Raw genomic sequence first — 25,190 nt, 5'->3', positions numbered from 1 at the left:
TCCGAGCGTGAGCGGGACGATCGCCAACCTGCTCGACGAGCACCGCCGGTTCCCCCCGCCCGCGGCCTTCGCCGCGCAGGCGAACGCGGGCGCGGAGGAGTACTCGCGCGCCGCCGCCGATCCGGTCGCGTTCTGGGAGGAGGCCGCCCGCCGCCTCGAGTGGGCGGAGCCGTGGCACACCGCCCACAGCTGGGAGCCTGCCGCTCCGCTGCCCGACGGCTCGCTCTCGGTGCCGCGCACGACCTGGTTCGAGGGCGGACGGCTGAACGTGGCCGTCAACTGCGTCGACCGCCACGTGGACGCGGGACGCGGCGGGAAGACCGCCCTCCACTTCGAGGGCGAGCGCGGCGACCGGCGGTCGATCACCTACGCCGAGCTCCAGCGCGAGGTCTCCCGCGCCGCGAACGCGCTGACCGCGCTCGGGATCGGTAAGGGCGACCGCGTCGTCGTCTATCTCCCGGTGATCCCCGAGACCATCGTCATCACGCTCGCGATCGCGCGGATCGGAGCGATCCACTCGCTCGTCTTCGGCGGCTTCTCCGCCGAGGCGGTGCGGTTCCGCGTGGAGGACACCGGCGCGAAGCTCCTGGTCACCACGGACGGGCAGTTCCGGCGCGGAGCGGCGGTGCCGGTCAAGGCGAGCGCCGACCGGGCGGTCGAGGGCGTCGCGTCGATCGAGCACGTCCTCGTCGTCCGCCGCACCGATGAGACCGACGTCCCGTGGACCCCGGGCCGCGACGTCTGGTGGCACGAGCTGGTCGACGCGCAGAGCGACGTCCACGAGGCCGAGGCCTTCGACTCCGAGACGCCGCTGTTCATCATCTACACCTCCGGCACGACCGGGAAGCCCAAGGGGCTGGTGCACACCAGCGGCGGCTACCTCACGCAGGCCTCCTGGACGCACTGGGCGGTGTTCGACGCGAAGCCGGACGACGTGCACTGGTGCACCGCCGACCTCGCCTGGGTCACCGCCCACACCTACGAGATCTACGGACCGCTCTCGAACGGGCTCACCCAGGTCATCTACGAGGGCACCCCGAGCACCCCGCACACCGCCCGGCACTTCGAGATCATCGAGCGGTACGGGGTGACCGTCTACTACACGGCGCCGACGCTGATCCGGACGCTGATGACCTGGTTCCCCGAGGGCGTGCCCGCCCGGTACGACCTGTCGAGCCTGCGCCTTCTCGGCACCGTCGGCGAGTCCATCAACCCCGAGGCCTGGGTCTGGTTCCACGAGGCGATCGGCGGCGGTCGCTGCCCGATCGTCGACACCTGGTGGCAGTCCGAGACCGGCGCCGCGGTGATGTGCCCGCTGCCGGGCGTCTCGACCCTCAAGCCGGGCTCGTCGCTCGGAGCCCTGCCCGGGCTCGGCGTCCTCGTGGTGGACGAGCACGGCGAGCGGGTGCCGAACGGCTCCGGCGGCTACCTCGTGGTCGACCGGACCGGGCCGGCGCTCGCCCGGACCGTGTGGGGCGACCCGGAGCGGTACCGCGACTCCTACTGGGCCCGCTACGCGTCCCAGGGGTGGTTCTTCTCGGGGGACGGCGCGAAGTACGACGCCGACGGCGACGTCTGGGTGCTCGGCCGCGTCGACGACGTCATCAACGTCTCCGGGCACCGCCTGTCCACGATCGAGATCGAGTCGGCACTCGTCGCCCATCCGGCCGTCGGCGAGGCCGGAGTCGTCGGAGTCGCCGACGCGACGACCGGCCAGGCCATCGCGGCGTTCGTCATCCCCTCCGACGAGGCCGTCGACCGCGCCGAGGAGGACCCGGCCTACTGGGCCGCGCTCGGCACGACGCTCTCGGCGCTCCTGCGCGACCACGTGGCGGTCGCGATCGGTCCGATCGCCAAGCCGCGCGACGTGGTGGTGGTGCCGGATCTGCCCAAGACCCGCTCCGGCAAGATCATGCGGCGGCTGCTCGGCGACATCCGCGACGGCCGCCCGCTCGGAGACGTGACGAGCCTCCAGGACGACACCGTCCCGGCGCGCATCGCCCGCATCGTCGCCGAGCGCGGGTAGGCGCCGCACCAGTCGGACGCGGCGGGCGGACCCTGTTTCGGGGAGGCGTCGGGAGCCTGCGCGTCCGCGGCGAGGAGGGGCCGCCGGGGAGCATCCGGAGTAGCGTGAAGCCGTGCGCGACGTCCAACAGCAGATCATCTCCGAGCTCCACGTCTCCCCCGCCGTCGATCCGGCCGTCGAGGTCGAACGGCGCAGCGGATTCCTCGCCGACTACCTCCGCAGCACCGGCGCGAAGGGCCTCGTCCTCGGCATCAGCGGCGGCCAGGACTCGAGCCTCGCCGGGCGCCTCTGCCAGCTCGCGGTCGAGCAGGTCCGCGCGAGCGGCGGCGACGCCTCCTTCATCGCGGTCCGCCTGCCGTACAAGGTGCAGGCCGACGAGGAGGACGCCCAGCTCGCCCTCACGTTCATCCGCCCGGACCGCCAGGTCGTCTTCGACATCCACCAGGGCGTCGACGGCGTGGCCGCAGCATTCGGCGATGCGGTCGACGAGCCGATCAGCGACTTCGTGAAGGGCAACGTGAAGGCGCGGATGCGGATGATCGCGCAGTACGCGATCGCCGGCCAGGCCGGGATGCTCGTCGTCGGAACCGACCACGCGGCCGAGGCGGTCACCGGCTTCTTCACGAAGTACGGCGACGGCGGCGCCGACGTCCTCCCGCTCACCGGCCTCACCAAGCGGCAGGGGCGCTCGCTCCTCGAGCACCTGGACGCACCGGCCCGGCTCTACGAGAAGGCGCCGACGGCGGACCTGCTCGACGACAACCCCGGCCAGACCGACGAGACGAACCTCGGGCTCACCTACGCCGACCTCGACACGTACCTCGAGGGCGGCGAGGTCGACCAAGCCGTCGCCGAGGCCATCGAGGCGCGGTACGCCGCGACCGAGCACAAGCGCCAGGTGCCGCTGTCGATGTTCGACGACTGGTGGCGCTGAGCCGCCGCTGACCGCTTCCAGCGGCCGGCAGCTCAGGACCGCACGGGCCCCGCTGAGGCGGGGCTCCCGTGCGTCCGGCGCGGAACCGATGCGAGGACCGGACCCGCCGCGGTATCAGGAGTCGGCGCGGGCGTTGTAGACGAGCACCTCGCCGGAGTCGACGGAGGCGCGGTAGGCGCGGAACACGTCGAGGGCCTCGTCGCGGAGCACGCCGTCGACGACCTCGATGCCGCGGGCCTCGAACTGCGCGGCCCAGTCCTCGCGCATCGGCCCCTCGTCGAAGGTGCTGATCTCCTCGAGCTCGGGGCCGGAGCCCGCGACGACCAGGCGGCGCACCCCCGACCACATCGTCGCTCCGTAGCACTGCACGCACGGGCGCCAGTTGACGACCAGGTCGTGCGCGGGGAGGCCCTCGCCGCCGAGGTCCCAGGTGCCGAGCGCGGTCTGCGCGAGACCGAGCGCCGTCACCTCGGCGTGGCCGGACGAGACCCCGCTGCCGAGGACGACGTTCACTCCGACCGAGACGAGACGACCGGAGTCGCGCTCGACGACGATCGCCGCGAACGGGCCGCCGTTCCCCTCGCGGAAGTTGCGGTCGGCGAGCGCGTGCACGAGGGCCATCCGGTCCTCGAGGCTCGGGAGGACCTCGGGGACGTCGCGGAGGGCGTCGCCGATCCAGGCGGGCAGGGCGATCTCGTAGCGGGTGGCGAGGCGGTCGATGTCCATGGGTCCTCCGGGAGACGGGGCGGGGCGGGGCGGCGGGCGGAGAGGGATGCGCGGCAGGCACGGCACAAATGACGCGCGGGCGGCGGCCGTCGCCCCTCAGCCTCGCAGTGCCGAGCGCCGGAGACGGAATCGGCCCGGCGCGTCGACGCGGATGTCAGGCGAGGAGGGCCTCGCCGAGCGCCGCGGCCTGCGCCGCCCAGAAGCGCTTCGCCACACCGGTCCGGCGGAACAGGGCGTCGAAGCCGTGGAAGGCGCCCTCAACGATCTCGAGCCCGCACGGCACTCCGGCCGCGCGCAGGCGCTCGGCGTAGCGGACGTCCTCGTCGTGGAAGAGGTCGAGGCCGCCGACGCCGATCCAGGCCGGCGGCAGGCCCGTGAGGTCGTCGCGGCGGGCGGGGGCGGCGTAGGCCGTGACGCCGGGGCCGCCGGGCTCGCCGGCGAGGTAGGCGGTCCAGCCGAAGCGGTTGCTGCCCGGGGTCCAGACGCGGACTCCGCGAGGAGGAGGACCGGGCCGGGTGACGGTGCGGTCGTCGAGCATCGGGTAGACGAGCAGCTGGAACGCGGGCTGCGCTCCTCCGCGGTCGTGGGCGAGGAGGGTCGCACCCGCGGCGATGCCGCCGCCCGCGCTCGCGCCTCCGACGGCGATGCGCGCCGGGTCGACGCCGCGCTCCTGCGCGTGCTCGACGAGCCAGTCGAACGCGGCCAGCACGTCCTCGACGGCAGCCGGGGCCGGATGCGCGGGCGCGAGGCGGTAGTCGACGGAGACGACCGTGATGCCCAGGGTGCGGGCGAAGTCGATGCAGGACGCCTCGTCCTGGAGGTGGCTGCCGAGCACCATGCCGCCGCCGTGCACCCAGAGGAGCGCGGGAGCGGTACCGCGGAGGATGCGCGGCCGATAGCTGCGGGCCCGGACGGGAGCGGCTCCGGCGACGGGGATCTCGACGTCGTCGACCACGATGTCGGGCGGAGCCTCGCCTCCCTCGGCGGCGCGTCGCGTGGCGAGGCGCCGCAGTCGCGGGCCGAGGACGATCGGCGGGAGGAAGCGGCCGAGCGCGAGGTCGGGGTGGAAGAGGGGCGCCGTCGCGGCGGTGCGGGCTGACGCGGTCATGCGCGGGAGGCTACTCCTCACGGCCGTGCCGGCGCCCCTCCGCGGGACTACGGACGCACGAGGGTCTTGATCGCGCGGCGCTCGTCCATGGCGGCGTACGCCTCGGCGATCTCCTCGAGGGGCAGCTCGAGGTCGAAGACCAGACCGGGCTCGATCGCGCCGCTGAGCACGTCGGGCAGCAGCTCGGCCATGTAGCCGCGGACCGGCGCGACTCCGCCGTTGACGCCCACGTTCGAGCCGAACATCTGGCGGACGGGCAGCTCGGGGCCTCCATTGGGGACGCCGACGTAGCCGACCATGCCGCCGGGGCGGGCGGAGTCGAGGGCCTGCTGCATCGACTCCTTGGTGCCGACGCACTCGAGCACGCAGTCGGCGCCGATCCCGCCGGTCAGCTCGCGGACGCGCGCGACGCCCTCGTCGCCGCGGGTCTCGACGATGTGGGTCGCCCCGAAGCGGCGGGCGAGGTTCTGCCGCGACTCGTGCCGCGACATCGCGATGATCGTGGTCGCGCCGAGGCGCTTGGCCGCCAGGACGGCGCAGAGGCCGACCGCGCCGTCGCCGACGACCGCGACGGTCGAGCCCGCGGTGACGCCGGCCGAGACCGCGGCGTGGTGGCCGGTCCCCATCACATCGGCGAGGGTGAGCAGGCTCGGGATGAGCGCCGGGTCCGGATCGATGCCCACGCGGAAGAGCGTGCCGTCGGCGAGGGGCACGCGCACCTTCTCGCCCTGGGCGCCGTCCGCGAAGCCCTCCTCGCGGACCTCGGCGCCCCACCAGCCGCCGGTGAGGCACGAGGTGGAGACGCCGTTGGCGCAGTTCGCGCAGGTGCCGTCGCAGACGTAGAACGGGGCGATCACGAAGTCGCCGACCGCGACGTCGTGCACGTCGTCGCCGATCTCCTCGACGACGCCGACGAACTCGTGGCCGATGCGGTGCGCCTCCTTGGTGGGCGTGACGCCGCGGTAGGGCCACAGGTCCGAGCCGCAGACGCAGGCCGCGGTGACGCGGACGATCGCGTCGCGCCCCGTCGAGAGCTGCGGGTCGGGGACCTCCTCGAGTCGGATGTCGCGCTCGCCGTGGATGAGTGTTGCTCGCATGGGTGCTCCTGGTCGGGAGGGGGATGGGGTCGGCGTCCACGGTACGCCCGCGACCGGCCGCGGGCGCCGGAGAGGCGGGGGCTTGCACGAACGCGCGCCGACGCGGCCCAGGTGGAGAGCCGGGGCGCGGCCGGGGGCGGTCCGGCGCCGGGCGGGAGGCGTCCTGCCGGAACGGAGGGGCCCCGCAGCAGCCCTGCGCCGCGTCACGGCTGCGCCTCCGCCCAGCCGTCGCGCCCGATCACGACGTGCGCGAGGAACCGCAGGCCGCACGCCTCTGCCCCGTCGGCGATCGCCCGCGTCGCCGCACGGTCGGAGGGGAGCACCACGGCCTCGCCCGCGTGGCTGTGCGCCAGGCCGATGCCCGCCGCGCCGCGCGCCAGCACCTCGGCGAGCACGGCGGCGACGGGGATCTCGGCGTGCGCCGGGGCTCCGTCGGCCAGCGTCAGGACGTCGCGGACGGCTCCGGACTCGGCGAGCGCCACCGCCAGCACGGTCTCGACCGGCCGGGCGGCCAGCAGCGGAGCGACGAGCCCGGCCAGGCCGGCGGCGTCGGTCACCCGGGCGGCGCGCGAGGCGCGGTTCATCCTCCGCCGCAGCTCGAAGGAGGCGACCAGGCGGCAGGCGGCGACCTCGCCGACTCCGCGGTGCCGCATCAGATCGCCCACCCCGGCCCGGGCGACGGCGTCGATGCCGCCGAAGCGCGCGAGGAGGCGCTGCGCGACGACGGTCGCGTTGGCGCCGCGGACGCCGGCCCCGATGAGCACGGCGAGGGTCTCGGCGTCGGTGAGCGCCTCCGGTCCGTAGGCGCGGAGGCGCTCCCTCGGCCTCTCCTCGGGAGGGAGGTCGGCCATCCGGGGGCCGGGCGTTTCGAAGGACATGCCGCCGACGCTACGGAGCCCGCCGGACGCGCCGCCCGCGGATCCCGCCACTGTGGACGAGTACCGCCCGTGAGCGCCCTGTGGAGGGACCTCCCGTCACCGCCGGCGCGCTCCTTCCCGTCCCCCTAGACGTCGGCGTCGACCGCGACCACCGCGACCTCTGCGGACTCGCGACAGGGGTCGAGCACCCCGGTCAGTCCGACGCGGGCATCCCGGCCGTCACCGACAGGCTCTCGCCGTCCGGCGCCACGTCCACCAGCACCACGTCCCCGTCGCGCACCGTGCCGCCGAGCAGCGCCGTCGCCAGCTGGTCGTCGATCGCCCGCTGCATCAGCCGGCGCAGCGGCCGCGCGCCGTACTGCGGGTCGTAGCCGCGCTCGGCCAGCCACCCGCGGGCCGCGGGCGTCACCGCCAGGTCGAGCCGTCGCTCCGAGAGCCTCCTCGACAGCCGGTCGACGTACAGCGACACGATCTCGCCGAGCTCGGTGCGGTCGAGCGCGTCGAAGATCACGATGTCGTCGAGCCGGTTCACGAACTCGGGCTTGAAGGCCTGGCGCACCATCTGCTGGACCGCCTCCTCCTTCTGCGGCCGCGACAGCGCCGGGTCCACGAGGAACTGCGACCCCAGGTTGGAGGTGAGGATGAGGATCGTGTTGCGGAAGTCGACCGTCCGCCCCTGGCCGTCGGTGAGCCGGCCGTCGTCGAGCACCTGGAGCAGGACGTCGAACACCTCGGGGTGCGCCTTCTCGATCTCGTCGAGGAGCACCACCGAGTACGGGCGGCGGCGGACCGCCTCCGTGAGCTGGCCGCCCTGCTCGTAGCCGATGTAGCCGGGAGGGGCGCCGACCAGCCGCGAGACGGCGAACTTCTCGCCGTACTCCGACATGTCGATGCGGACCATCGCCTTCTCGTCGTCGAAGAGGTGGTCGGCGAGCGCCTTCGCCAGCTCGGTCTTGCCGACGCCGGTCGGCCCGAGGAAGAGGAAGGAGCCGGTCGGCCGGTCGGGGTCGGAGATGCCCGCGCGGGTGCGGCGCACCGCGTCCGCGACGGCCGACACCGCCTCGTCCTGGCCGATCAGTCGGCGGTGCAGCTCGGTCTCGAGGTGCAGCAGCTTCTCGGTCTCGCCCTGCAGGAGGCGCCCGACGGGGATCCCCGTCCAGGCGGCGATCACCGCGGCGATGTCGTCGGCCGTCACCTGCTCGTTGACCATGCGGCCCTCGGCCGGCTCCTCCTCCGCCTCGGCGGCCGCGAGCTCGCGCTCGATCACCGGGATGTCGCCGTAGAGCAGCTTCGACGCGCGCTCGAGCTTGCCCTCGCGCTGCGCCCGCTCGGCGGCGATCCGCAGGGCGTCGAGCCGGTTCTTGAGCTCGCCGACGCGGTTGAGGGAGGCGCGCTCGCGCTCCCAGCGCTCCTGCAGCTCCTCGAGCTGGGCGCCGCGGCGGGCCAGGTCCTCGCGCAGCTTCTCCAGCCGCGCCTTCGAGGCCTCGTCCTTCTCCTTCTTTAGCGCCAGCTCCTCGAGCCTCAGCCGGTCGACGGAGCGGCGCAGCTCGTCGATCTCGACGGGAGCGGAGTCGATCTCCATGCGCAGCCGCGACGCGGCCTCGTCGATCAGGTCGATCGCCTTGTCCGGCAGCTGGCGGGAGGTGATGTAGCGGTTCGAGAGCGACGCGGCGGCGACCAGGGCGGAGTCGGCGATCGCCACCTTGTGGTGCGCCTCGTAGCGCTCCTTCAGCCCGCGGAGGATCGCCACGGTGTCCTCGACGGTCGGCTCGCCGACGAAGACCTGCTGGAAGCGGCGCTCGAGAGCGGCGTCCTTCTCGATGTACTGGCGGTACTCGTCGAGCGTCGTCGCGCCGATCATCCGCAGCTCGCCGCGCGCCAGCATGGGCTTGAGCATGTTCGCGGCCGCCACCGACCCCTCGCCGCCGCCCGCGCCCATCAGCGTGTGCAGCTCGTCGATGAAGGTGATGATCCGGCCGTCGGACTCCTCGATCTCCTGGAGCACGGCCTTCAGCCGCTCCTCGAACTCGCCGCGGTACTTCGCTCCGGCGATCAGGGCCGAGAGGTCGAGGCTGACGAGCTGCTTGCCCTTGAGGCTCTCGGCGACGTCGCCCGCGACGATCCGCTGGGCGAGCCCCTCGACGACGGCGGTCTTGCCGACGCCGGGCTCGCCGATGAGGACGGGGTTGTTCTTGGTGCGGCGCGTGAGCACCTGGCTGACGCGCCGGATCTCGGCGTCCCTCCCGATCACCGGGTCGAGCTTGCCGCTCGCCGCGATGGCGGTCAGGTTGACGCCGTACTGCTCGAGTGCGGACTTCTCGTCCTGCTGGGGCATCCGACCGGCCTGCATGATGGTGGTCTCCTCCGTGGCTCGAAAGTTGAGTTCGACGGACTCAACTTTACTCCCGCGACGGCTCCGGCGGTCAGGCCGTCAGAAGATCGCTGTCGCGGCCCTGGAGCGTCTCGAGCGCGTTCCGGAGGATCGAGCGCAGCCGGAACTCGTCGATCCCGGTCAGCGCCGAGATCTCGGCCTGCGAGAAGCCGCCGGCCGCAGCCAGCAGCAGGAGCTCGCGGTCCGGGCAGTCGAGGGCGAGCAGGCCGCTGCCGAGCGGACGCCGGGCGAGCTCGTGCGCGGTGCCGAGGGTCTCGCAGAGGACCTCGAGCACCCACAGCACGGGCTCCGGCGAGCGGGCGCCCTCGCGGGAGCGGCGCCAGACGGCGGTGAAGACGTCGGTGCAGAGCCGGTCGCGGCCGGCCGGGTCGGCCTGGACTGTGCCGACGCACGCCGAGACGAGGCCGCCGAAGCGGTCGACGAGCTCTCCCAGAGCGGAGGCGTCCCCCGTGGCGGAGCGGGCCAGCAGACGGGCGGCGTCCTGCGTCAGCGGCGGACGCACCCGTCCTCCGGTCGCGTCCTCGCCTCCAGCACTCACAGGCCTCAGCGTGTCACCGACTCCGGGACGGCGGGACCAGTTGCGCGGAAGGGGGGTGACATGTAAGGAGCGGATCCGCTATCCGACATCAGAGGCGCGGCCAGCGCGCGCGGGCGAAGCAGAAGAGCCCGTAGGCGATGAGCCCGACGGCGACGAAGCCGAGGAGGAGCACACCTGCCGGCAGCTCCACGAGCGACTTCAGCGCCTCGTCGAGCCCGCCCGCCTGCTCCGGATCATGGGTGACGGCGGCGACGATCAGCAGCACGCCGAGAGCGCCGAGGACCACGCCCTTGGCGACGTAGCCGGCGACGCCGAGCACGGTGACGACGGTGCCCGCCGTACCGCCCGGCTCCGCGACGTTCTCGAGGAACTTCCTGCTCGCTCCGCGGTACACGAAGACGCCGCCGACCGCGAGGACGGCCAGTCCCGCGATCACGAGCAGCACGACTCCGCCCGGCGCCGAGAGCACCTGCGCGCTCGCGCTCTCGGACGACTCGGACGAGCTCGACCCGCCGCCCGTCGCGAACTTCAGCGCCGTCACGCCGAGGGCGCCGTAGACGACGGCCTTGCCCGCCTCCTTCAGCCGGCTGCCCCAGGTCTTCAGGGCGCTCTCGCGCGGGCGGACGAGGAACGCCTCGAGCAGCCCCCACAGCGCCAGGCCGAAGAGGCCGACCGTGCAGATCCAGAGGATCACCAGACCGCCGGGCTGCGCCGCGACGGCGCCGAGAGCACCGCTCTGGTCGGCCTCGCCTCCGCCGCCGCGGGCCACGCCGAGGGCGATCACTCCGATCAGGAGGTGGACGAGGCCGTTCGCCGCGAAGCCGCCGCGGGCGAGGGTCCGCACCGCCCGGGAGTCCTGGATGTCGTCGGCGGTGCGCTGGGCGTCGGCGGTGCTCGGAGTGTTCACAGGGTGGACGCTACGCGTTTCCACACCCCCGCGCCCGGCGCTCCGCCGTTCGGAGGTGCTCCCGGAGCCGGTTCTCCACACCTTTCCACAGGGTTGTCCACAGCTGTGGAATCGCTGGAAGGACGAGCGGATCACACGTCGACGGCGCGGACGAGTCCGTCCTGCACGCCGCCCAGCCAGTCGTAGACGCTGCGGATCGCGGCCGCGCTCCCCTCCTCCGGGACGACGTCGTCGGTGTCGTCGATCCCCAGCCGCACGGCCAGAGCGAGCCGCATGTCGGTCAGTGCGCGGAGCCAGGCGATCGCCTGCGGCTCCTCGAGACGGACCGCGACCTCGCCCAGCCCCTCGAAGATCCGGCCGTGACTCGTGCCGTCGCCGGCGTCGAGGGCCGCCGTGACGGCGCGGGCGTCGTCCATCTTGCGGGCGGCGAGGTCCGGAGCGGTGAAGCGGCGGAACTCGTCGGCTGCCTCGGCGTCGTCGCGGTAGGCGTCGGGCAGGAGGCGCGCGAGCGCCGGATCGGAGCGGGCCTCCTCCGAGGACGCCCCGCGGTCGAGCAGCTCGAGCATCTCGCCCGCCAGGTGGCGGAGGATCCCGGCCTCCTCGCGGTCGAAGCGGGCGACGGCCGCCCCGGAGGAGTCGCGGCGGAACGCGCGCATCAGCCGAGTCCTCGGATGCCGCGAGCGGGGTGCTCTCCGGTCTCCGCCGCCGCGGGGCGCAGCGGGGCGCTCACGCGTCGGCCTTCTGCAGCGTCGCCCACAGGCCGTAGCCGTGCATCGCCTCCACGTGCCGCTCCATCTCCTCGCGGTTGCCGGTCGCGACGACCGCGCGCCCCTCGGTGTGCACCTGCAGCATCAGCCGCTCCGCCTCGGCCCGGCCGAAGCCGAAGTAGCTGCGGAAGACGTACGAGACGTACGACATCAGGTTGACCGGATCGTCCCAGACCAGCACGATCCACGGGACCTCGGCCGCCGATCGGGTCGCCAGGCGCTCGTCCGCGCGCTCGATCGTGTCCGCCATCCGTCCAGCGTAGGCCGCAGCGCGGACGGACGCCCGGGCGCGCGGGCCGGAGCGTGCTGCCCGCAGCCCGCGAGTGACCAGGAGTCGTCGCACTCGGCGCGGGTGCGACGACTCCTGGACAGTCGGAGCAGAGGCAGCAGCGCCGCCCGCCCTAGGCCGACAGGCGCGGCAGGACCTCCCGGGCGAAGAAGTCGAGGTGGTCGAGGTCCTGCAGGTCCATGAACTGCAGGTAGACGCGCTCGCAGCCGGCCTCGCGGAGAGACTCGAGGCGGTCGACCGCCTCGTCGACGCCGCCGGCCACTCCGTGCTCGCGCAGCTCGGCGGGCTCGCGGCCGATCGCCGCGGCACGGCGCGTGAACTCCGCCTCGTCGCCTCCGCCGACCGCGATCAGCGCGACCGAGTGCACGAGCGACGAGGGCTCGCGCCCGATCGCTCGGCACGCCTCGTCGACGCGCTCGAAGGCCGCTGGGATCGCGTCGAACTCGGGGAAGGGCAGGTTGAACTCGCTCGCGAACCGCGCCGCGAGCGCCGGGGTCCGCTTGGGGCCGCCGCCACCGACGATCACCGGCAGCGGCAGGCGGGCGGGCTTGGGCAGGGCCGGGGAGTCGGTCAGCGTGTAGTGCTCGCCGGCGAAGGAGTAGCGCTCGCCGACCGGCGTCGACCACAGGCCGGTCACGATCTCGAGCTGCTCCTCGAGGAGGTCGAAGCGGCGCGGAGGGAAGGGGATGCCGTAGGCGGCGTGCTCCTGCTCGAACCAGCCGGTGCCGAGGCCGAGCTCGGCACGGCCCCCGGACATCGCGTCGACCTGGGCGACCTGGATCGCGAGGATCCCCGGCGGCCGGTAGGTGACGGAGGAGACGAGGGTGCCGAGCGCGATCCGCTCGGTCTCGCGGGCGAGGCCGGCGAGCGTCGTCCACGCGTCGGACGGGCCCACGCCGGGATCGCCGTCCCCCATCCGGAGGTAGTGGTCGGAGCGGAAGAAGCCGTCGTAGCCGAGGCTCTCGGCGGCCTGCGCGACGGCGAGGAGGTCCTCGTAGCTCGCGCCCTGCTGGGGTTCGGTGAAGACTCTGAACTGCACGGGTCCAGCCTCCCGCACCGGGGCCGGATCATGCCAGCCCGGCTCCCCCGGCCGGGGCCGCCGACGGGCCCCCGTGTACCGTGGACGGTTGCCGCCGACGAGAGGACCCCATGTCCGAGCACCCGTCCTCCCCGGACACCGCCCCCGCCACCGCGGGCACGACCGCCCCTCCGCACCGCCTCGCGCGGTGGGTCTTCTGGCCCGCCGCCGTCCTCACGCTGTCGATCGCGGCCTTCGCGATCCTCGCGCCCGACGCCGCGACCTCCGTGTTCTCGACGCTGCAGACCACCGTCGTCAACACGTTCAGCTGGTACTACGTTCTGATCGCCGCGGTCTTCGTGGCCTTCGCCATCTGGATGGGCGTGAGCCGCTTCGGCGACATCAAGCTCGGCGCCGACGACGACGAGCCCGAGTTCTCGATGCTCGCCTGGATCTCGCTCCTCTTCGCCGCCGGCATGGGCATCGGCCTCGTCTTCTACGGCGTCGCGGAGCCGCTCACCCACTTCGCCACTCCGCGCCCGGGCGTCACCGGCACCGAGACGCAGCTCGCGCAGAGCGCGATCTCGCAGACCTACCTGCACTGGGGCGTCCACGCCTGGTCCATCTACGTGGTGGTCGGCCTCGCCCTCGCGTACGCGATCCACCGCCGCAAGCGGCCGGTGTCGATCCGCTGGGCGCTGGAGCCGCTGCTGGGCCGCCGGGTCCGCGGCGGCTGGGGCAACGCGATCGACGTGGTCGCCCTGGTCGGCACCATGTTCGGAGTCGCGACCTCGCTCGGCCTGGGCGTCACCCAGATCTCGGCGGGCCTGGAGGCGAGCGGCATCGTGGAGTCGTCGCTCACCGTGCAGATCGTGGTCATCGCCGTCGTCACGGGCCTGACCGTCTTCTCGCTGATCTCGGGCGTGGGCAAGGGCATGAAGTGGCTCTCGACCGGCAACCTGCTGCTCGCCGCCGCGCTCCTCGTCTTCGTGCTCGTCGCCGGCCCGACCCAGTTCCTCCTCCGCGAGTTCGTGCAGTCGCTCGGCAACTACCTGCAGAACTTCATCGGCCTGACCTTCACGGTCAGCGCCTACGCCGGGCGCGAGGGCGAGCAGTGGCAGGCCTCGTGGACCACGTTCTACTGGGGCTGGTGGATGTCGTGGGCGCCGTTCGTCGGCATCTTCATCGCCCGCGTCTCGAAGGGCCGGACGGTCCGCGAGTTCGTCGGCGGCGTGCTGCTCGTGCCGACGATCATGACCTTCCTCTGGTTCAGCGTCCTCGGCGGCACGGCCATCTACCGCGAGCTCTACGGCGACGGCGGCCTCGTCGGCGCCGACGGCTCGGTCGACACCAACCTGGCGCTCTTCTCGATGCTGCAGGGACTGCCCGCGGGCTCGGTGCTGACGATCGGCGCGATCCTCCTGATCGGCGTCTTCTTCGTGACCTCCGCCGACTCCGGAGCGCTGGTGATGTCGATGATCGCGACCGGCGGCGAGCCGGAGCCGCGCAACCGCATCCGCGTGTTCTTCGCCGTCGCGACCGCGCTGCTCGCCCTGTCGCTCCTGGTCGCCGGCGGCCTCGACGCCCTGCAGACCGCGGCGATCCTCTCGGCCCTGCCGTTCAGCGTCGTGATGATCCTGATGTGCGTCGCGACGGTGATCGCCTTCCGCCGCGAGATCCGCGCGTACGACAAGGCCCGCCGCAAGGCGTTCGTCGGCGACATCGGCACGTTCTACGGCCTCGAGGTCGAGGATCCGGCGGAGCGCGAGCCCGCCCACCCGATCAAGCGCGTCGCGAACCGCCTGAAGCCGGGGTCGAAGGAGTAGTCGGCTCGGAGGAGCAGCCAGGTCGGACAAGGCCGGGCGCCGCTGGGGCGCCCGGCCGGCCGATCAGCTGGGCGACGGGATGAAGGGGTGCTCCGGCGGGTCCTGGTCGTCGCCGAGGCGGGCGTCGGCGCCCTGGTCGAGCGCCTCGTCGATCGACTCGGGGTCGTCGATCTCGGCCGGGTCCTCCGGCGGGACCGGCAGGGAGTCGCCGTCGGGGCGGGTGGTGTCGGTGACGTCCTCGGGGGCGTCGAAGCCGAAGCTGCTCATGGTTCCCTCTCCGCGGTGCGCCCGGGAGGCGGCGCCGCTGCGGGCAGCCTAGGTCGCGTCCCCGGAGGCGGTCACGGACTTGACGGGGCACCCGAGGGGCCCCGCGGGGTCGGCCTGCTCCGGAGGAGCCTCCGCCCCGGCAGCCGTCAGTGCACGTACTCGAGCAGGTCGGCTCCGAGGGTGCGCATGCCCTCCAGCACCGCGAGGCGGTAGTGCAGGGTCGTGTCGTCGAACTGGGTGGCGACCGCGTAGGCGACTCCGGCGCGCGGGCCGCGGAGGACGCCGGCCTCGGCGCGGACGCCGACGTCGGTGCCGGTCGCGTTGACGAGCAGGACCCCGTGGTCGGGGTGGCGGTGCGCGAGCGGGTCGAGCCCGAACGAGGCGGCGACCATCGAGAGGTCGGTGCCGAGCGAGAGCCAGCCGATCACCCGCGAGCTCACGGCGGCGTCGACGATCTCGCCGTTCGCGAGGGTGGCGAGCAGCCAGGTCAGCTCGCGGGCGGAGCCGATCGAGAGCTGCGGCGCGTCGTCCGGGCCGCGCTCGTCGCGCACGACGTCGAGCAGGGCGGTGCGGGAGAGGCCGAGTGCCTCCGCCCGCTCGCGCACGGCGTCGAGGCCGACGCGGCGCAGCAGGACGTTGGTCGCGAGGTTGTCGCTGGAGGCACCGACGAGGGCGGCGAGGTCGGCGATCGGCATCGACGGCACCTGGAGGTGCTGCCAGAGCCCGGAGCCCGAGACCGCGTCCGCCGCGGTCCGGTCGACCAGGCGCAGGTTCTCCTGCGGCTCGTTCGCCAGCCGGGCGGCGACCTCGATCAGCAGCACGACGGTGCCGAGGGAGGCGGTGGGCATCGAGACGGAGTCGTCGACCGCGAACAGGGTGCGGCCGGTCGCCAGGTCGACGGCGCGCGCCGAGACGACGACCCCGTCGATCGCGAGACGGCCGAGGGCGTCGAAGCCGCGCTGGAAGTTCTCGCGGTCGCCGCCGCCCTTGTGGCGCCCCCGGCGGTTGCGTCGGCTCTCACGGCGGGTCTCGCTGGTGGGGATCACCACGGGTACGGCCCCTCTACGGGTCGGGAGTGCGGTCGTGCGGAGGGGGGACCTGAGTCCTCACGCGCCGGCAGGACGCGCGATCGGCGGACGACCCCGCTGCATCGGTCGGCTCTCGATGCCCGGGGCTCCTCGTCCGTGGTGCGGAGGTGGTCGGCGGCGACTACCAGATGGTGACGCGCTCGCTCGGGGAGAGCCAGAGGGCGTCGCCTTCGGAGACGTCAAAAGTAGCGTAGAACTCGTCGATGTTCCGGACGATCTGGTTGCAGCGGAACTCGGCCGGAGCGTGCGGATCGATGGCGAGGAGGCGGATCGTCTCCTCGTCGCGCGACTTCTGCTGCCAGGCCTGCGCCCAGGAGAGGAAGAAGCGCTCGGCGCCGGTCAGACCGTCCACGACGGGCGGCTCCTCGCCGTCCAGCGAGAGCAGGTACGCCTTCCAGGCTATGCCGAGACCGCCGAGGTCGCCGATGTTCTCGCCGATGGTCAGGGCGCCGTTCACGTGGTGCCCGGGCGTGGTCGCGGGAGCGAGCGCGTCGTACTGCGCGATGAGCGCCTTCGTCCGCTCCTCGAACGCGGCCCGGTCCTCCTCGGTCCACCAGTCGGTGAGGCGGCCGTCGCCGTCGAAGCGCGAGCCCTGGTCGTCGAAGCCGTGGCCGATCTCGTGACCGATGACGGCGCCGATCGCTCCGTAGTTCGCGGCGGGGTCGCGGGCCTCGTCGAAGAAGGGGAACTGCAGGATCGCGGCCGGGAAGACGATCTCGTTGAAGCCCGGGTTGTAGTACGCGTTGATCGTCTGCGGGGTCATGAACCACTCGTCGCGGTCGAGCGGGCGGCCGATCTTGCCGAGCTCGCGGGCGAACTCGAACTCGGCCACGCGGCGGGCGTTGCCGAGCAGGTCGGCCGGGTCGATCGAGAGGGCGGAGTAGTCGCGCCAGCGCACCGGGTAGCCGATCTTGGGCGTGAACTTCGCGAGCTTCTCGAGCGCGCGCTCGCGGGTGGCGGGGCTCATCCACTCCAGGTCGACGATGGAGCGGCGGTACGCCTCGATGAGGTTCGCGACCAGCACGTCCATCGCGGCCTTCGCCGTCTCGGGGAAGTGGCGGGCGACGTAGGTGCGGCCGACCGCCTCGCCGAGCGACCCCTCGACGAGCGAGACGGCGCGCTTCCAGCGCTCCCGCTTCTGCGGGGTGCCGGTGAGGGTGCGGCCGTAGAAGTCGAAGTTGGCGTCGACGAACCCGCTGGACAGGTAGGCCGCGGCTCCGCGGATCACCTGCCAGGACAGCCAGTCGCGCCAGGCCGGGAGCCGGTCCTCGGTGAGCAGGCCCGCGAGGCCCTGGAGGAAGCTCGGCTGGCGGACGACCACCTCGGCGAGCGCCCCCTCCGGAGCGCCCATCGCAGTGAGCCACACGCCGAGGTCGACGCCCGCGGCGAGCTCCTCGACCTCGGACCAGGAGCGGAGGTTGTAGGTCGCCTGGCTGTCGCGGCTGCGGACCTTGTCCCAGTGCGCGGCGGCCAGATCGGTCTCGAGGGCGACGATGCGCTCGGCGCGGGCCTCGGCTGCGTCGATGCCGGCCAGGGCCAGCATCCGCGCGACGAACGGCGTGTAGGCCTCGCGGACGGAGGCGAACTCCTCCTCGCGGTAGTAGCTCTCGTCCGGCAGGCCGAGGCCGCCCTGGTTGACGAAGACGAGGTAGCGCTCGGGGCTGCCCGGGTCGTTGTCGACGAAGAGGCCGAAGAGCCCGGGGACGCCGGTGCGCTCGAAGGCGCCGACCGCGCGGAGCAGGCCGGGGATCGAGTCGACCCGCTGCACGGCGGCGAGGTCGTCGGCGATCGGGGCGGCGCCGAGCTCCTCGGCCCGCTCCTCGTCCATGAAGGAGGCGTAGAGGTCGCCGAACAGGCGCTCCTCGGTGCCGTGCTGCGCGGTCTGCGCCTCGACGATGATGTCGCGCACGGCCTTCTCCGCCTCCTCCTGGAGGAGGTGGAAGGAGCCGTAGCGCGCCTTGTCGGCGGGGATCTCGGTGCGGTCGATCCAGAGCCCGTTGACGTGCCGGTAGAGGTCGTCCTGCGGGCGCGTCGCGGGGTCGAGTTCGGAGCGGTCGATACCGGAGCGAGGCGTCGTCGAGGTCATGGCGGACAGCCTACGTCGGGGCGCCGACACCGTGGCGCGAGGTGCGGCGGGTCGGGCGCGGAGCCGCAAAGGGCGGATGCGGAGTCGCGGAAGGGAGTGACCGGCGCGGCGCCGCGGGAGGCCAGGCGCGCCACCGTCCGGCTCGCGGGAGCGGGGTGCTCCTGCGAGCCGGACCCGGCCGACGGGGACGCCGGAGCGTCAGCGCCCGAGCTGCTCCTCGACGTACGCGCGGATCGGCGTGGTCGGCCGCCCGATCAGGCGGGCGAGCGAGCCGTCGGTCCCGCCGAGGAGGCCGTCGGCGATGTTCGCGTCGAGGCCGACGACGAAGCCGACTCCGCCCTCGGGGACGCCGGCGCCGGTGAGGACGCGGGCGTGCTCGTCGGAGGAGACGTGGCTGATCGCGGCGTCGCGTCCGGCGACCTCGGCGACGATCGCGGCCAGCTCGTCGAAGCTCCAGGCGGTGTCGCCGGAGAGCTCGTGCACGGTGCCGACCAGGGACGGGTCGGTCAGGGCGACCGCTGCGGCCTCGGCGTAGTCGGTGCGCGCGGCGCTGGCGACGCGGCCCTCGCCGGCGCTCGAGAGGGTGCTGCCGGTCGAGGCGAGCTCGGCGACGGTCTGCTCGTAGTTCTCGTTGTACCAGCCGTTGCGGAGGACGACGGCGGGGACGCCGCTGGCGGCGATCGCCTCCTCCGTGGCCTTGTGCTCGGGGGCGAGGATGAGCGCGCTCGTGGTCGCCTTCGGGGCGCTCGTGTAGACCAGGCGCGCGCCGGCGCGGACGGCGGCGTCGATCGCGGCGGTGTGCTGTGCGACGCGCCTGCCGACCTCGGAGCCCGAGACGAGGAGGACGGCCTCGGCGCCGGAGAAGGCGTCGTCGAGCGAGGCGGGGTCGTCGAAGTCCGCGACGGCGGTGCGGACGCCGAGGTCGGCGGCGAGCGCCTCGAGCTTCGCGGCGTCGCGGCCGGTGGCGACGATGTCGGAGGCGGCGGTGCCGCGGGCGAGCAGGTGCTCGACGGCGAGACGGCCGAGGTGGCCGGTGGCTCCGGTGACGACGAGGGTCATGAGGGGTCCTTCCTGACGGGTGGGGCGGGCGGGGTCCGCCGCCAGGAGGGTGCAACCGGCGCATCCTCCTCCTGCTTCCCGGAATGCAGTACCCACTATTTCGTTAGTACTGTCATCACACCTGTTCCGAGGAGCACCCATGATGATCGCCGACTCCCCCCTGCTCGCCGGGGACGTCTACTCCGCCGACTGCCCGAGCCGCGAGGTCTTCGGGCACGTCACCAGCAAGTGGGGCGTCCTGGTGCTCGCGGCGCTCGCTCCGGGCACGCTGCGCTGGGGCGCTCTGCGGCGCCGGATCGGCGGGATCAGCGAGAAGATGCTCGCCCAGACGCTGCGGATCCTGGAGGAGGACGGCTTCGTGCACCGCGAGGCGCGGCCAGTCGTCCCGCCGCACGTCGAGTACCGGCTGACGCCGCTGGGAGCGGAGCTGGCGGAGCGTCTGCTGCCGGTCGTCGAGTGGATCGCGGGGAACGTCGGGGCGGTCCTGGAGGCGCGCTCGGAGGGCCGCCGGGAGGGAAGGTGAGCCTCACCTTCTTGTGAGAACGTTCACAATCCGTTCAGGGAGGAGCCTCCACCCGGCGGCATCGGCGCCCCCTCCCCCTGCTTGCCTCGATCGCGTCTCCTGCTCGTGATCGAAGGACCTCCATGTCAGACACCGCCCGCCGCCCGCTCCTCCTCCCGATGGCCGGCCACGTGCGCGGCAAGCGCAGCCCCGTCACCTGCGCGCTGAAGTGCGCCAACGCCTGCTCCACCGCGACCTGCAACACGTCGCACAACAGCTACTTCCGCGACATCGTCTCGTCGCAGCTCTCCCGCCGCAGCGCCCTCGGCCTCGGCCTGGCCGGCGCGGTCACCGTCGCCGTCGCGTCCGCCGGAGGAGCACCCACCGCCGAGGCGGCCGTGGCGACCTCGGCCGACGGCTCGCCGCTCGCCTTCACTCCCATCGCTCCGGTGCCGTACACGGTCGACCGGTTCACCGTCCCCGAGGGCTTCGCCTGGCAGCCGATCATCCGCTGGGGCGACCCGCTCTTCGCCGACAGCCCCGCCTTCGACATCGCCGACCAGACGGAGGCCGCCCAGGCCGCGCAGTTCGGCTACAACAACGACTACACCGACATCGTCGAGATCCCGGGCTCGAAGCGCCTCCGCGCCCTGCTCGTCGTGAACCACGAGTACACGAACGAGAGCATCATGTTCCCGGCCGCGCAGCTCGAGGCGGAGCCGGAGCGCGTGCGCGCCGTCGGCCGCGCCGCCCACGGCCTCAGCGTCGTCGAGCTGGTCCGCACCGCGGTCGACCGCCCGTGGGCCTACGTCCGCGGGGGCGAGCGCAACCGCCGCTACCTGCTCGACACCCCCTACGAGGTGACCGGCGCCGCCGCCGGCACCGACCTGCTGAAGACGGTCGCCGACCCCGAGGGCCGCACCGTGCTCGGCACGCTCGGCAACTGCTCCGGGGGCACGACGCCGTGGGGCACGATCCTCTCGGGCGAGGAGAACTTCAACGGCTACTTCCGCGCCGTCGGCACGAGCGACGCCGAGAAGCGCTACGGCCTCGCCGACTCCGAGACCTCGCGCCTCTGGGAGCTCGACGACCCCCGCTTCGACGCCCGCACCCCGGGCTACGAGAACGAGCCGAACCGCTTCGGCTGGATCGTGGAGTTCGACCCCTTCGACCCCGACTCCACGCCGAAGAAGCACACGGCGCTCGGCCGGCTCAAGCACGAGGGCGCGAACGTCATCATCGCCCCGGACGGCCGCGTGGTCGCGTACCAGGGGGACGACGAGCGCTTCGACTACCTCTACAAGTTCGTCTCGACGAAGCGCTACATCGAGGGCGACCGCGCCCACAACAAGACCCTGCTGGAGGAGGGCGACCTCTACGTCGCCCGCTTCACCGGCGACTCCCCCGTCGCCGAGATCACCGGCACCGGGGCGGTCCCCTCGGACGGCGGCTTCGACGGCATCGGCGAGTGGCTGCCCCTGGTGCTGAACGGCGCCTCGACGATCGCCGGGATGAGCGTCGCCGAGGTGCTCGTGCACACCCGCCAGGCGGCGGACGCCGCGGGCGCGACCAAGATGGACCGCTGCGAGGACGTGCAGCCCAGCCTGGTCAGCGGCCGGATCTACGTGGCCTGCACCAACAACTCCGCCCGCGGCACCGAGGGCGCCAAGGAGGGCGCGACCGAGGTCAACCCGCGCACCGAGAACCGCGACGGCCACATCGTCGAGATCATCGAGGACGGCGGCGACCAGACCGGCCGCACCTTCACCTGGAACCTGCTGATGCTCTGCGGCGACCAGGCGCAGGGCGACGTCGTCTACTTCTCCGGCTTCCCGGCGGACCAGGTCTCGCCGATCTCGTGCCCGGACAACCTGGCCTTCGACTCGGTCGGGAACCTCTGGATCTCGACCGACGGCGCCCCGAGCGGCATCGGCTACAACGACGGGCTCTTCAAGGTCGCGCTCGAGGGCGCGACGCGCGGCAGGGTGGAGCAGTTCCTCTCGGTGCCCCGCGACGCCGAGACCTGCGGACCGATCGTCCACGACCTCGACCAGCACGTGTTCGTGGCGGTGCAGCACCCGGGCGAGGAGGGCACCTTCGAGGCGCCGACCTCGTTCTTCCCGGACTACGGATCGACGGCGGCGGGAGCGGTGGCGGCACCGCGTCCGACCATCGTGCAGATCCTGCCGGCGTCGCAGGTCGTGGCGCCGACTCCGACGCCGACCGCCGGGCCGACCACGGCACCGACGACCCCGCCGACCACCGCGCCCACGGCGACTCCCACCACGGCACCGACCGCCGGGCCGACTGCGGCGCCCACCGTTGCTCCGTCCCCGGTGCCCACGACCGCGCCGACCGGCACGCCGACCCCGCTGCCCGTCGGCGGCTCGGGCGGCGGGCTGGCCTCGACCGGAGTCGAGAGCGTCGGCCTGATCGCGGGCGCCACCGCGCTCCTGGCCGCGGGCGCCACCGCGCTCGGACTCGGAGCGCGCCGCCGCGCGGCCGCCGAGGGCGAGGACGACCAGCAGGCGTGAGGCCGGACAGGGCCCGGGACCGATCACAGGATCGGGGCCCGGGCCCTGTCGCGCTCGGGGACCCGCCGCTCAGGCCCCCGGGACCGGCGGGCCGGTGCGCCAGCGGAGGATCGCCGCGGCGTCGGCGTCGTGCGGCAGCGTCACCACGTCGACCCCCTCCGGAGCGGTGCGGGAGTCGGTGACGAGCACGCGCGCGTCCGTGAGCACGGCGGCGCGGGCCAGCGCGAGGGCGGCGTCGACGGAGTCGATCACCTCGGCACCCAGCGCCTCCTCCGGGGCCGACGCGACCCACGGCTCCGCGGCGAGCGCCAGCAGAGCGCGCTCGCGCAGCCGGCCGGGGTCGAGTACCAGCGTCTCGACCTGTGCCGAGGCCAGCGCCGTGACGATCGCGCCGAGCGAGTACTCGACGGTGCGGCGCGGCTCCCCGGTGCGCAGGGCGTCGAGCACGTCCTCCTTCTCGCGCAGCAGGATGCGGTCGAGCTGCTCGTCGACGAACCGCTCCAGCGCCCCCTCCTCGCTGCCGGCGGCCCGCGTGTTCACGGGCTCGACGGCCAGGATCGCGGCGCTGCTCGGCGAGAGCTGCTGCGCGAGCAGCTGCCGGGCGTGGATGTCCCCCGCGACGACCAGCAGGCACGGCCGGTGCACGCGCACGAGCTCGTCCACCGCGGCGGCGAGCTCGGCCTGCGTGCGCCGCCAGATCTCCTCCGCGTGGTGGTGGAACCGGTCGTGCCGCCAGCCGCCGGCCTGCGCCTTGTGGAGGGTGTCGGTGCGGCCCTGCACGGCCTGCTCGGCCTCGGGTCGCTGCGCGCCCAGGCGGTGCAGGCGGATCTCGCCGCCGTCCCGCGAGGTCTCGACGACGAGGACGCGCAGGTCGGGCCGGTGCTGCAGCAGCGGCACGATGTCGGGGAGCGGGCTGTAGGAGACGCCCTCGGGCGCGACCGGCCGACCCGGCAGCACCTCGTTCAGCACGACCCTCCCGTCCACGGCGACCGCGAAGAGGCAGCAGCCGCCCTGGGGGCGCCCGGCCCCCTCGAGCAGAGCGGTGAGGGCCCGGATGTCGGCCTGCGGCGCACCCTGGCGGGCGAGCTCGTCTCCGAGGGACGTGGCGCGCTCGAGCGAGATGTCCGGCGGATCGCCGGAGTCGATCGCGAGGTCGACGTAGAGCTGCGACACGGGCCGGGAGTCGCGGAGGAGCTCGGCCAGGGTCGGGAGAGCGGGGGTGGTGGTCACCATCGGGTCGTCCTTTCCTGTCGTGTCCCGACAGTGTCGGACGGCAGGAGCGGGAGGAGGGACGGGGTTGACTGCTCGCGCGCGCCTCAGAGCAGGCGGCGCGCGGAGGCCCAGGCGGTGAGCTCGTAGCGGGAGGAGAGCTGCAGCTTGCGGAGGACGGCGGAGACGTGGGACTCGACCGTCTTGACCGAGATGAAGAGCTCGGCCGCCGCCTCCTTGTAGGCGTAGCCGCGGGCGATCAGGCGCATCACCTCGCGCTCGCGGGCCGAGAGCCGGTCGAGCTCGTCCACCGACTCCGCCTGCTCGCCCGCCAGCGCCCCGAAGGCGTCGAGCACGAAGCCGGCCAAGCGCGGCGAGAACACGGCGTCCCCGCCCGCCACCGCGAGCACGGCCCGGCTCACCTCGGCTCCGGAGCTGGCCTTGGTGATGTAGCCGCGTGCGCCGGCGCGGATCACGCCGACCACGTCCTCCGCAGCGTCCGAGACGCTCAGCGCCAGGAAGCGCGACGACGACCCGGCGCTGCGCCGCAGCACCTCGGCCCCGCCTCCGCCCGCACCGCCCGGCAGGTGCACGTCGAGCAGCACCACCTCGGGCGCGAGCGAGGCGACCAGGCCGACGGCGGAGTCGACGTCGGCCGCCTCCCCGACGACCTCGAGCTCGGGGGCGAGGTCGGCCCGCAGGCCGGAGCGGAAGATGGAGTGGTCGTCGACCAGCAGCACGCGGGTCACCGCTCGACCTCCGCGGGGAGCCGCAGATGCACCTCGGTGCCGGTGCCGCCGACTCCGGGGCGCACGGTCGCGCTGCCGCCCGCGCGCGCCATCCGGCCGATGATCGACTCGCGGATGCCGAGGCGGTCCCCGGGCACCTCGTCGAGGACGACGCCGGGGCCGCGGTCGCGCACGAACACGTCGACGCCCTGCACGGAGGACTCGAGGTACACCGAGACGTCGCCGCCCGCGTGCCGGGCCGCGTTCAGCACGGCCTCGCGGGTCGCGGCGAGGAGCGCGGCGGCGCCGGGGACGGACGCTCCGACGGCCACCACCTCGAGGTGCACGGGGTAGTCGAGCTCGACGGCGGCGGCGATCGCCCGGACCTCGGCGGCCAGGTCGTTGGCGACCGGGACGTCGCGCTCGAACAGCCAGTCGCGCAGCTCCCGCTCCTGGGCGCGGGCGATGCGGGCGACCTCGCTCGAGGCTCCGGCGCGGTTCTGGATGAGCGCGAGGGTCTGCAGCACGGAGTCGTGCAGGTGCGCGGCGATCTCGGCCCGCTGCTCCTCGCGCACGCGGGCGGCGCGCTCGCCCATCAGCTCGGACCAGAGGGTCACCACCCGGGGCGCGGCCAGCACGCCGGCGGCGATCAGCAGCACGCCCACGGCGAGCACCGCGTTAAGGGCGCTCGGGCGGCCGGTGAGCACGGCCGCTCCGGCGAGCACCAGCAGCGCGCAGGAGGCGAGGCGCACCGCGGAGCCGTACCGGGCGGGGCGGACGGCGTCGCCGCGGTCGAGCCCGAGGCTCCAGCCGACGGCTCCTCCCGCGAGCAGGCCGACGGCGACGAGCGCGCGCGTGATGTCGGCGTCGTCGCCGCTGTCGACGGTGATCAGCACGGCGAGCGCCGCGACGGCGGCGGCGAGGGTCAGCAGGCCGGCCACGGGAGCGGAGCGGCGGACGGCCGGATCCGCGTCGCGCGAGTCGAGCGGCGCGAGGGGCACCAGCGCCCAGAGCCAGAGGTAGAGGAGCGCGCCGCCCCCGCCGAGCGCGGTCGTGAGAACGGCCAGGAGGCGGGTCCTCCGCACGCTCCAGCCGAGGTGGTCGGCGACCGCGGTGCACACTCCGCCGAGCAGCATCGTCCGCGGCCGCTGCAGCGGGGGGCGGACGGCGGTGCCGGGGACTGTGCTCACCCCTGCATCCAAACAGGTCGG

At 73.7% G+C, this 25,190-nt stretch carries 22 protein-coding genes; 5 read left to right on the top strand and 17 right to left on the bottom strand.

Going from position 1 to position 25,190, the window contains the following annotated elements; genetic code table 11:
- The first annotated feature begins 7 nt into the window (after positions 1 to 7).
- Entirely contained in the window at positions 8 to 2,026 is a 2,019-nt protein-coding gene (gene acs / locus C5C35_RS04020; protein WP_104225883.1) for an acetate--CoA ligase, read from the top strand.
- Positions 2,027 to 2,138: 112 nt separating this feature from the next.
- Positions 2,139 to 2,960, top strand: a complete 822-nt coding sequence (gene nadE, locus C5C35_RS04015) for an ammonia-dependent NAD(+) synthetase (RefSeq protein ID WP_104225736.1) — start codon at positions 2,139 to 2,141, stop codon at positions 2,958 to 2,960.
- A 114-nt stretch (positions 2,961 to 3,074) separates the two neighbouring features.
- Here nadE and C5C35_RS04010 read toward each other — a convergent pair whose 3' ends face one another.
- The 10 genes from C5C35_RS04010 to C5C35_RS03965 all read right to left on the bottom strand — a co-directional run bounded on the left by C5C35_RS04010 (position 3,075) and on the right by C5C35_RS03965 (position 12,701).
- Positions 3,075 to 3,686 (bottom strand): nucleoside deaminase, encoded by a 612-nt coding sequence (locus tag C5C35_RS04010; RefSeq protein ID WP_181027247.1) that lies wholly within the window; start codon positions 3,684 to 3,686, stop codon positions 3,075 to 3,077.
- A gap of 154 nt (positions 3,687 to 3,840) precedes the next feature.
- The gene (locus C5C35_RS04005; RefSeq protein WP_104262607.1) at positions 3,841 to 4,794 is read right to left on the bottom strand and encodes an alpha/beta hydrolase; all 954 of its coding nucleotides are present in this window, start codon (positions 4,792 to 4,794) and stop codon (positions 3,841 to 3,843) included.
- Positions 4,795 to 4,841: 47 nt separating this feature from the next.
- Positions 4,842 to 5,891, bottom strand: a complete 1,050-nt coding sequence (locus C5C35_RS04000; protein ID WP_104222823.1) for a zinc-dependent alcohol dehydrogenase family protein — start codon at positions 5,889 to 5,891, stop codon at positions 4,842 to 4,844.
- Between the two features lie 203 nt (positions 5,892 to 6,094).
- On the bottom strand, positions 6,095 to 6,769 hold the full coding sequence (locus tag C5C35_RS03995; protein WP_104225738.1) for a RadC family protein: 675 nt from the start codon (positions 6,767 to 6,769) through the stop codon (positions 6,095 to 6,097).
- 193 nt (positions 6,770 to 6,962) lie between these two features.
- Positions 6,963 to 9,104, bottom strand: coding sequence for an ATP-dependent Clp protease ATP-binding subunit (locus C5C35_RS03990; RefSeq protein ID WP_374952925.1), 2,142 nt, complete (start codon positions 9,102 to 9,104; stop codon positions 6,963 to 6,965).
- An 88-nt stretch (positions 9,105 to 9,192) separates the two neighbouring features.
- Entirely contained in the window at positions 9,193 to 9,699 is a 507-nt protein-coding gene (locus tag C5C35_RS03985; protein WP_146079687.1) for an RNA polymerase sigma factor, read from the bottom strand.
- A gap of 88 nt (positions 9,700 to 9,787) precedes the next feature.
- Positions 9,788 to 10,606: a DUF1206 domain-containing protein gene (locus tag C5C35_RS03980; RefSeq protein WP_104222827.1), complete on the bottom strand. Its 819-nt coding sequence runs from the start codon at positions 10,604 to 10,606 to the stop codon at positions 9,788 to 9,790.
- A 131-nt stretch (positions 10,607 to 10,737) separates the two neighbouring features.
- A complete protein-coding gene (locus C5C35_RS03975) occupies positions 10,738 to 11,262 on the bottom strand; it encodes a DUF2017 domain-containing protein (protein WP_104225742.1) in 525 nt (174 codons plus the stop codon).
- A 70-nt stretch (positions 11,263 to 11,332) separates the two neighbouring features.
- Positions 11,333 to 11,623, bottom strand: coding sequence for an ATP-dependent Clp protease adapter ClpS (gene clpS / locus C5C35_RS03970; RefSeq protein WP_104222829.1), 291 nt, complete (start codon positions 11,621 to 11,623; stop codon positions 11,333 to 11,335).
- Between the two features lie 151 nt (positions 11,624 to 11,774).
- Positions 11,775 to 12,701 carry an LLM class F420-dependent oxidoreductase gene (locus C5C35_RS03965; protein WP_104250701.1) on the bottom strand — a complete coding sequence of 309 codons (927 nt, stop codon included), beginning with the start codon at positions 12,699 to 12,701 and terminating at the stop codon, positions 11,775 to 11,777.
- A 110-nt stretch (positions 12,702 to 12,811) separates the two neighbouring features.
- Between C5C35_RS03965 and C5C35_RS03960 the strand changes: the two genes are divergently transcribed.
- Positions 12,812 to 14,506, top strand: a complete 1,695-nt coding sequence (locus tag C5C35_RS03960; RefSeq protein WP_104262605.1) for a BCCT family transporter — start codon at positions 12,812 to 12,814, stop codon at positions 14,504 to 14,506.
- 63 nt (positions 14,507 to 14,569) lie between these two features.
- Here C5C35_RS03960 and C5C35_RS03955 read toward each other — a convergent pair whose 3' ends face one another.
- From C5C35_RS03955 to C5C35_RS03940, 4 genes are all read right to left on the bottom strand, one after another.
- On the bottom strand, positions 14,570 to 14,773 hold the full coding sequence (locus tag C5C35_RS03955) for a hypothetical protein (RefSeq protein WP_104222832.1): 204 nt from the start codon (positions 14,771 to 14,773) through the stop codon (positions 14,570 to 14,572).
- Between the two features lie 146 nt (positions 14,774 to 14,919).
- Positions 14,920 to 15,822 carry a serine hydrolase gene (locus tag C5C35_RS03950; RefSeq protein ID WP_104222833.1) on the bottom strand — a complete coding sequence of 301 codons (903 nt, stop codon included), beginning with the start codon at positions 15,820 to 15,822 and terminating at the stop codon, positions 14,920 to 14,922.
- 160 nt (positions 15,823 to 15,982) lie between these two features.
- Positions 15,983 to 17,947 carry a M13 family metallopeptidase gene (locus C5C35_RS03945; RefSeq protein ID WP_104260965.1) on the bottom strand — a complete coding sequence of 655 codons (1,965 nt, stop codon included), beginning with the start codon at positions 17,945 to 17,947 and terminating at the stop codon, positions 15,983 to 15,985.
- 198 nt (positions 17,948 to 18,145) lie between these two features.
- Entirely contained in the window at positions 18,146 to 19,006 is an 861-nt protein-coding gene (locus tag C5C35_RS03940; protein ID WP_104262604.1) for an NmrA family NAD(P)-binding protein, read from the bottom strand.
- Between the two features lie 139 nt (positions 19,007 to 19,145).
- On the opposite strand from C5C35_RS03940, the gene C5C35_RS03935 reads away from it, so the two are divergent.
- Together C5C35_RS03935 and C5C35_RS03930 are read left to right on the top strand one after the other, a co-directional pair.
- Positions 19,146 to 19,529, top strand: coding sequence for a helix-turn-helix domain-containing protein (locus C5C35_RS03935; RefSeq protein ID WP_104225746.1), 384 nt, complete (start codon positions 19,146 to 19,148; stop codon positions 19,527 to 19,529).
- A 122-nt stretch (positions 19,530 to 19,651) separates the two neighbouring features.
- Positions 19,652 to 22,042 carry a PhoX family phosphatase gene (locus tag C5C35_RS03930; protein WP_104262603.1) on the top strand — a complete coding sequence of 797 codons (2,391 nt, stop codon included), beginning with the start codon at positions 19,652 to 19,654 and terminating at the stop codon, positions 22,040 to 22,042.
- Between the two features lie 69 nt (positions 22,043 to 22,111).
- On the opposite strand, the gene C5C35_RS03925 is transcribed toward C5C35_RS03930, so the two are convergent.
- The 3 genes from C5C35_RS03925 to C5C35_RS03915 all read right to left on the bottom strand — a co-directional run bounded on the left by C5C35_RS03925 (position 22,112) and on the right by C5C35_RS03915 (position 25,169).
- Positions 22,112 to 23,275 (bottom strand): Vms1/Ankzf1 family peptidyl-tRNA hydrolase, encoded by a 1,164-nt coding sequence (locus C5C35_RS03925; protein WP_104262602.1) that lies wholly within the window; start codon positions 23,273 to 23,275, stop codon positions 22,112 to 22,114.
- A gap of 83 nt (positions 23,276 to 23,358) precedes the next feature.
- Entirely contained in the window at positions 23,359 to 24,000 is a 642-nt protein-coding gene (locus C5C35_RS03920; RefSeq protein ID WP_104225749.1) for a response regulator transcription factor, read from the bottom strand.
- On the bottom strand, positions 23,997 to 25,169 hold the full coding sequence (locus tag C5C35_RS03915; protein WP_104222840.1) for a sensor histidine kinase: 1,173 nt from the start codon (positions 25,167 to 25,169) through the stop codon (positions 23,997 to 23,999). The genes C5C35_RS03920 and C5C35_RS03915 overlap by 4 nt, the downstream gene beginning before the upstream one ends.
- Positions 25,170 to 25,190: the final 21 nt, after the last annotated feature.

The organism is Rathayibacter sp. AY1F8, from assembly GCF_002932165.1.
GTDB lineage: Bacteria > Actinomycetota > Actinomycetes > Actinomycetales > Microbacteriaceae > Rathayibacter.
The sequence above is the reverse complement of the archived record's forward strand: the minus strand, read 5'-3'. Positions and strand labels throughout refer to the sequence as shown.

What these genes read in the sequence shown, in the direction of transcription:
- C5C35_RS03940 (WP_104262604.1), bottom strand. Translation starts at nt 19,006, where the DNA reads ATGACCCTCGTCGTCACCGGAGCCACCGGCCACCTCGGCCGTCTCGCC.
- C5C35_RS04010 (WP_181027247.1), bottom strand. Translation starts at nt 3,686, where the DNA reads ATGGACATCGACCGCCTCGCCACCCGCTACGAGATCGCCCTGCCCGCC.
- C5C35_RS03990 (WP_374952925.1), bottom strand. Translation starts at nt 9,104, where the DNA reads ATGCCCCAGCAGGACGAGAAGTCCGCACTCGAGCAGTACGGCGTCAAC.
- C5C35_RS03945 (WP_104260965.1), bottom strand. Translation starts at nt 17,947, where the DNA reads ATGACCTCGACGACGCCTCGCTCCGGTATCGACCGCTCCGAACTCGAC.
- C5C35_RS03935 (WP_104225746.1), top strand. Translation starts at nt 19,146, where the DNA reads ATGATGATCGCCGACTCCCCCCTGCTCGCCGGGGACGTCTACTCCGCC.
- C5C35_RS04000 (WP_104222823.1), bottom strand. Translation starts at nt 5,891, where the DNA reads ATGCGAGCAACACTCATCCACGGCGAGCGCGACATCCGACTCGAGGAG.
- C5C35_RS03975 (WP_104225742.1), bottom strand. Translation starts at nt 11,262, where the DNA reads ATGCGCGCGTTCCGCCGCGACTCCTCCGGGGCGGCCGTCGCCCGCTTC.
- C5C35_RS03995 (WP_104225738.1), bottom strand. Translation starts at nt 6,769, where the DNA reads ATGTCCTTCGAAACGCCCGGCCCCCGGATGGCCGACCTCCCTCCCGAG.
- clpS (WP_104222829.1), bottom strand. Translation starts at nt 11,623, where the DNA reads ATGGCGGACACGATCGAGCGCGCGGACGAGCGCCTGGCGACCCGATCG.
- C5C35_RS04005 (WP_104262607.1), bottom strand. Translation starts at nt 4,794, where the DNA reads ATGACCGCGTCAGCCCGCACCGCCGCGACGGCGCCCCTCTTCCACCCC.
- C5C35_RS03955 (WP_104222832.1), bottom strand. Translation starts at nt 14,773, where the DNA reads ATGAGCAGCTTCGGCTTCGACGCCCCCGAGGACGTCACCGACACCACC.
- C5C35_RS03925 (WP_104262602.1), bottom strand. Translation starts at nt 23,275, where the DNA reads ATGGTGACCACCACCCCCGCTCTCCCGACCCTGGCCGAGCTCCTCCGC.
- C5C35_RS03930 (WP_104262603.1), top strand. Translation starts at nt 19,652, where the DNA reads ATGTCAGACACCGCCCGCCGCCCGCTCCTCCTCCCGATGGCCGGCCAC.
- C5C35_RS03960 (WP_104262605.1), top strand. Translation starts at nt 12,812, where the DNA reads ATGTCCGAGCACCCGTCCTCCCCGGACACCGCCCCCGCCACCGCGGGC.